6 protein-coding genes are annotated in these 5,447 nt (G+C 45.3%); all 6 read right to left on the reverse strand.

Annotation, left to right across the window (positions count from 1 at the left end; translation table 11 throughout):
• Positions 1-122: 122 nt before the first annotated feature.
• The 6 genes from citG to citC are packed head-to-tail and all read right to left on the reverse strand — an operon-like array spanning position 123 to position 5,347.
• Positions 123-1,016, reverse strand: coding sequence for a triphosphoribosyl-dephospho-CoA synthase CitG (citG, locus tag JK188_RS16170; protein ID WP_211885266.1), 894 nt, complete (start codon positions 1,014-1,016; stop codon positions 123-125).
• On the reverse strand, positions 997-1,542 hold the full coding sequence (gene citX, locus JK188_RS16175; protein ID WP_154600281.1) for a citrate lyase holo-[acyl-carrier protein] synthase: 546 nt from the start codon (positions 1,540-1,542) through the stop codon (positions 997-999). The genes citG and citX overlap by 20 nt, the downstream gene beginning before the upstream one ends.
• A 3-nt stretch (positions 1,543-1,545) precedes the next feature.
• A complete protein-coding gene (gene citF / locus JK188_RS16180; RefSeq protein WP_211885268.1) occupies positions 1,546-3,072 on the reverse strand; it encodes a citrate lyase subunit alpha in 1,527 nt (508 codons plus the stop codon).
• Between the two features lie 11 nt (positions 3,073-3,083).
• On the reverse strand, positions 3,084-3,980 hold the full coding sequence (citE, locus tag JK188_RS16185) for a citrate (pro-3S)-lyase subunit beta (protein WP_211885270.1): 897 nt from the start codon (positions 3,978-3,980) through the stop codon (positions 3,084-3,086).
• Entirely contained in the window at positions 3,980-4,276 is a 297-nt protein-coding gene (citD, locus tag JK188_RS18035; protein WP_036951301.1) for a citrate lyase acyl carrier protein, read from the reverse strand. The genes citE and citD overlap by 1 nt, the downstream gene beginning before the upstream one ends.
• 18 nt (positions 4,277-4,294) lie before the next feature.
• A complete protein-coding gene (gene citC, locus JK188_RS16195) occupies positions 4,295-5,347 on the reverse strand; it encodes a [citrate (pro-3S)-lyase] ligase (protein WP_211885272.1) in 1,053 nt (350 codons plus the stop codon).
• Positions 5,348-5,447: the final 100 nt, after the last annotated feature.

A 5,447-nucleotide genomic window follows, 5' to 3' on the forward strand; every position in this document is an offset into this window, starting at 1 on the left:
GAAATGTTATTAATGATTGAAAAGAAAAATCAGTTTTTATTTGAAAATTATTTTCTCTGGTTTTAATTAATCAATTTTGTGATGTTTATTCCTTTTTTAATGAATATTTAAATTGCTTTTATTTATGAAGATAAATAAGCATTCGCAGGTAATCGCGCAAAAAACCACGTCAAAATTAATAAATCTGCGCTGCCTCCGGGGCTTAAATTCTTTTCAATACATTGCAAGTCAAATTGTTGGACTTTGCTTAAATCCTGTTCATCTTGAATTCCTTTCTGTAACAGGCAGTTAGCTTGCTGTTTTACCCACTGAAGCCCTGCCATTCCACCGCGATTGGCGATGTTGGTATCGTCATTGAGACTCATCAGTAAAATCAGTGTATCGAGTAGGGCGATATCAGCCTGTTTACCATCTGCCAGTTGTTTCAGATAATGGGGCAGTGCATGGGCTATCACCAGTTGATAACCTTGCTCTGCTTCCCCTCTAGCGCCAGTGAATCCATACTCTTGGAATAAACGTTGCCCTGCTGTTGGGTGCTCTGCAGGCTGTTGCAGCTCAGCGGTTAATCCTTGGCACATGTCAGAAACAATTTGGCTGATTGCGTTAGGCGTAACACGTTGCCGTAACCCTAATAAACGCCCCACGGCCGTGAGCACTAAACCTAATGAAAAAATGGAACCTTTGTGGGTATTTACCCCTTGAGTGGCACGAAACATCGCTTTTTCACAATCGATACCGATACCGCGAATTTGGCGAAGTAGCTGATTAATCGGTAATTGACAGTGTTCATAACCTGCACGCAAAAACAGTGGAAAGAATTTTGCAATCGCATTGGCACTTAAATGAAAATCGGTCAGTGCCATATCTTTATGGGCGCCAGTGTTGCATTTATCTACTAAACCCGGTTTAGGGGTTAAATTCACTTCAGCAAGCATTGCTTGCCAAGCCAGTTGGCTGTAGTGATTCACTACGTCATCATTTAACGTACGTTCTCGGTTAATTTTTTGCTGGAGCATGGGCTAACTCCTCGATACGACGCAAAATCTCTTCAAGGGAATGGCTGCGTTGGCGCGCACATACCTTGGCTTCATTGTCACAAATCAAGCAGCGCCTAGTCGGTAAATTGAATTGGCTGCGAGAATATAAAACGCCATTTGCATCAAAAACATCAAAGTCCCAAAGTCGGCCGACGGGGGATAATTCTTCCGCTTCCATTAAGGCTTTTTTGACCTCAAGGGCATCGGCATTGACGGCGACTAAACATTCCGGTCCGGTAACGAAAGGGAATGATTGTTGTGATAAAAGTACCCACTGCCTGCATGAAGCAACTTGCTTAAGCGCATTTAAGCCTTGATTAAAAATGTCTCTGACCAGTTGATTGTCTTTAACCGGTCCCGGAAAAACGACAGTAAATGAAATCAAGGTTACCTGATGGAGACCAATCCACTCTTGCTGACGAGCCTGACGGGCATCACGGCTCGCCAACAAGTCAGGTAAGGAAATGTCAAATTGCTCTTGGGTATCAGGCAGTGGGTAAAACATGTTCTACTCCTTCACTTGATGGACAACATCAATCACAGAACCGTCACGATAACGCACCACGGCCACCACTTTATCGGTAAATTCGATAGGGTTTGGTGTGCCCGTTAATAATTGGGCGCGTTCACGTAACCATTGAATAGAAACGGTTTTGATGCCTTGGCTTTCTAGCTGTTGCTTCAGCTCAGGGCGTGCTGGGTTAACGGCAATACCATGGTCAGTCACCAAAATATCGACGCTAGAACCCGGCGTCACGCAAGTCAGCACATCGTCTACCAAGGTTGGGATACGACCGCGTACTAACGGCGCGACGATGATAGACAGTTTCGCCGCCACCGCCGTGTCGCTGTGTCCACCAGATGCACCGCGAATAACCCCATCTGAGCCTGTTAACACATTGACATTAAAGCGAGTATCAATCTCTAAAGCACTGAGTACTACCACATCGAGCATGTCCACCGAGGCGCCTTTAGAATCAAAGCATGCATATTGGTTGGCACTGATTTCAATGTGATTTGGGTTACGCGCGAGAGACTCGGCAGCAGCGCGGTCAAAACTTTGCACATCGAGTAATTTTTTAATTAAACCTTTTTCATGGAGATCAACGATGGTGGAGGTGATCCCACCTAATGCGAAGCCTGCATGGATATTATGACGGCGCATTTTATCTTCGAGGAAGCGAGTAACCGCCAGTGAAGCCCCGCCAGTACCGGTTTGCAGTGAAAATCCTTCTTTGAAGAAGCCTGATTTTTCAATCACATCAGCGGCGGTACGCGCTATCAATAGCTCACGCGGGTTGGAGGTCATGCGAGTGGCATCGGCACCAATTTTGTCGGCATCCCCCACACGTTTGACTTTAACAATGTAGTCCACTTCATCTTGCTTAATGCTGGATGGGTTATGTGGGTAAGGAAGAAATTCTTCGGTCAGCATGACCACTTTTTTGGCATTTTCCGCGTCGATTTTGGCATAACCCAGTGAGCCACAGCTCGCGTTGCCCGTATATCCGTTAGCATTGCCGTATTCGTCGCAAGACGGAACGCCGATAAATGCCACGTCGATTTTTAATTCGCCGCTATGAACAAGATTGGCACGTCCACCATGGGAGTGAACTTGTACGGGCTCTGCTAATTCGCCACGAGAAATGGCTTCGGCTAATGGGCCACGTAAGCCAGAGGTGTAAATCTTAGTGACGACGCCATGGCGTATATGTTCAACCAGTGGGGAGTGGCACGCGCTGAGTGAGCTGGATGCCAAGGTTAGGTTGCGAAAGCCCATTTCGGCAATTACTTGCATCACCATGTTGATGGTTAAGTCACCGCCACGAAAAGCGTGGTGGAAAGAGATGGTCATGCCATCTTTTAATCCTGAACGGCGGATAGCCACTTGCAGGTCATCACACAGTTTGCGGTTACGTGGTTTTTGCACTTGCTGCTGAACTTTGCCGATATCTTTGAATTCACGCAGTAATTCATCGTCTTTAGGTGCTAAGTAGGCTGATACGCGAGCCTGACGCAATGTATTGGTTGTCATAATGTTCTGCCTCACTCTTCCCGAATGCCTGATAATGCCGCGCGAGATAACACTAAGCGGGCTCTTTCAATTACAGGGCTGTCTACCATTTTACCGTTGAGGGACACGACGCCTTTGCCTTCTCGCTCTGCGGCATCAGCGGCATCTACTACACGCTCAGCATGGTCGACTTCTTTTTGGGTTGGGGCATATAAGTTATGCAGTAACTCAATTTGTCTTGGGTTAATTAATGATTTGCCATCAAAACCAAGCTGCTTAATGAGTGCGGCTTCTTTGAGGAAGCCCTCTTCATTGTTGGCGTCAGAGTAGACAGTATCAAAGGCTTGAATACCAGCAGAACGCGCAGCTTGTAAAATGGCGCACCGAGCATAGAGGAGTTCAATGCCGTCTGGAGACCGCTCGGTGCGCAAATTGCGGACATAGTCCTCGGCACCTAATGCGATGCCTATTAATCTTGGAGAAGCGTGAGCAATATTCACCACTTGAGTGATCCCCATTGGGGATTCGATAGCCGCGAGTAACCCGGTGCTACCTTCTTCGCGCCCACAGCTTTTTTCAATGCGTAGAATTTCGTTTTCAATATCAATAATATCTTGTGCGGTATCGGTTTTCGGTAAGCGCACAATGTCGGCACCACCGCGAACGACGGCTTCGAGGTCAGCAACCCCATAAGCAGAATCGAGGGCGTTAACGCGCACGATGGTTTCAATATCTTGATATAACGGGTGTTGCAGTGTGTGATACACCAAACGACGCGCCGTGTCTTTTTCTCGAATGGTGACGGAGTCTTCGAGGTCAAACATCAGGGCATCGGCTTTATAAATAAAGGAGTTACTGAGCATCGCGGCATTGGAACCTGGGACGAACAGCATACTTCTGCGAGTGCGGCTTTTTCTTTCCGGTGTCATTATTTATCCTCCCATGGCAGAGCATCGAGATCACAGGCGCGAGCCAGTAAGGCTTCGAGGCGAGCGCGTAGAACGCACTCCAATGCACCTTTGTCATCCACCACAATTTCAGCGCCTTGAATATCGTATTTTTCGATCATTTCAAGCACGATGGCATTGATGGCATCACCAAATTGTTTTTCAACACTGCTGGTGATCTGCAATGAGACCTCAAGAGTGTCTTCAAGAGGCTCTATTCGTACCATGACATCACTGGATTCGAGTGTGCCGGCAACCGCTGCGTGTAGTATTTTCATATTTCACCTATAACTAATTCAAGCTTGTAGTGCGGGGGTAGGCGACGGTGTCTGCGCTGCGAGCATCTCTTGTAAATAGTGATACGTGGCAGGGGGCACAATCGGCTTGATCGCCGCAAGATCTTTTTTAGCGAGCAGTTTTCGAACTTGCGAGGCGGAAACCGCCGTGCCGTCGATCACTGTCCGCGGGAATTCGACCAGTTCAATGGGTGGGAATGGCATTTCGTCGGTTTCCAGCCAGTAGCGCATGTCTTGGTTATATTGGTTAGTGACTTGGCAAAATGGCTCTGAGCCGACGAAACGATGGGTAATTCCCAGCGCCGGAGCAATATATTGGCGAAAAATCTTAATATCGATTTCTGTATAACAGTTGTTGGCTACAGTAATGTCTTTAATAAAATAACAAGGAAATGTAGCCCGTGAAATAATATATTCCGAACCTTTATGAATCGTGAGGTTACTAATTCCTTTTGTGCCTTCTTCAATTAATTTCAGGCGAACTTTATACGGGAAACGGGATGTATCTTCTTTAACGACAAATAAATGTAGCCAATCACAGTTCTTTGAAGCTTGTTCAATTAAGTAACGATGCCCCAATGTGAATGGGTTGGCATTCATTACGATAGCGCCAATTTTTTTTCCTGCTTTATATTGGGCTTTCAAACTTTTAATATAGCGATTTAAATAACAGCAGCTATTTTCCATTAAAACCATTACATTGGGCACAGTAGCAATGGTATGAAACCCGCATTGATGAAATAGCTCTTCATTTTGGTATTTGGTATAGATAAATAGGTGAGTAGTATTATTCTCGTAAGCGAGATTCACCAATTCAGTCGCTAATTTTAAGGCTAAACCTTCACCACGAACTTCATCGCTAATAGCAACGCATTTAATGACATTCTTAGCGAGACCACCACAGGCAATTAACCTTTCGTTACGTGTGATCGTAATAAAGACGTCAACGCTGGCATCAATGTCTAAATCATTCTCTTTTAAAAACTGAGTGATATCATTGAGTTTTCTGTTCTCATGACGTTTTACTTGGTTAAACGTTATGCTGTCGAACATAATGGTATCCTGCATCTCATTTAGAGATGTATTAAAAATGTTGCTAATGTTAAAGTTAATTAAATAAATATTTTTGGCTTGCCGTTAATTACCTAAGTTC

The organism is Providencia sp. JGM181 (assembly GCF_018257375.1).
Lineage (GTDB): Bacteria > Pseudomonadota > Gammaproteobacteria > Enterobacterales > Enterobacteriaceae > Providencia > Providencia lanzhouensis.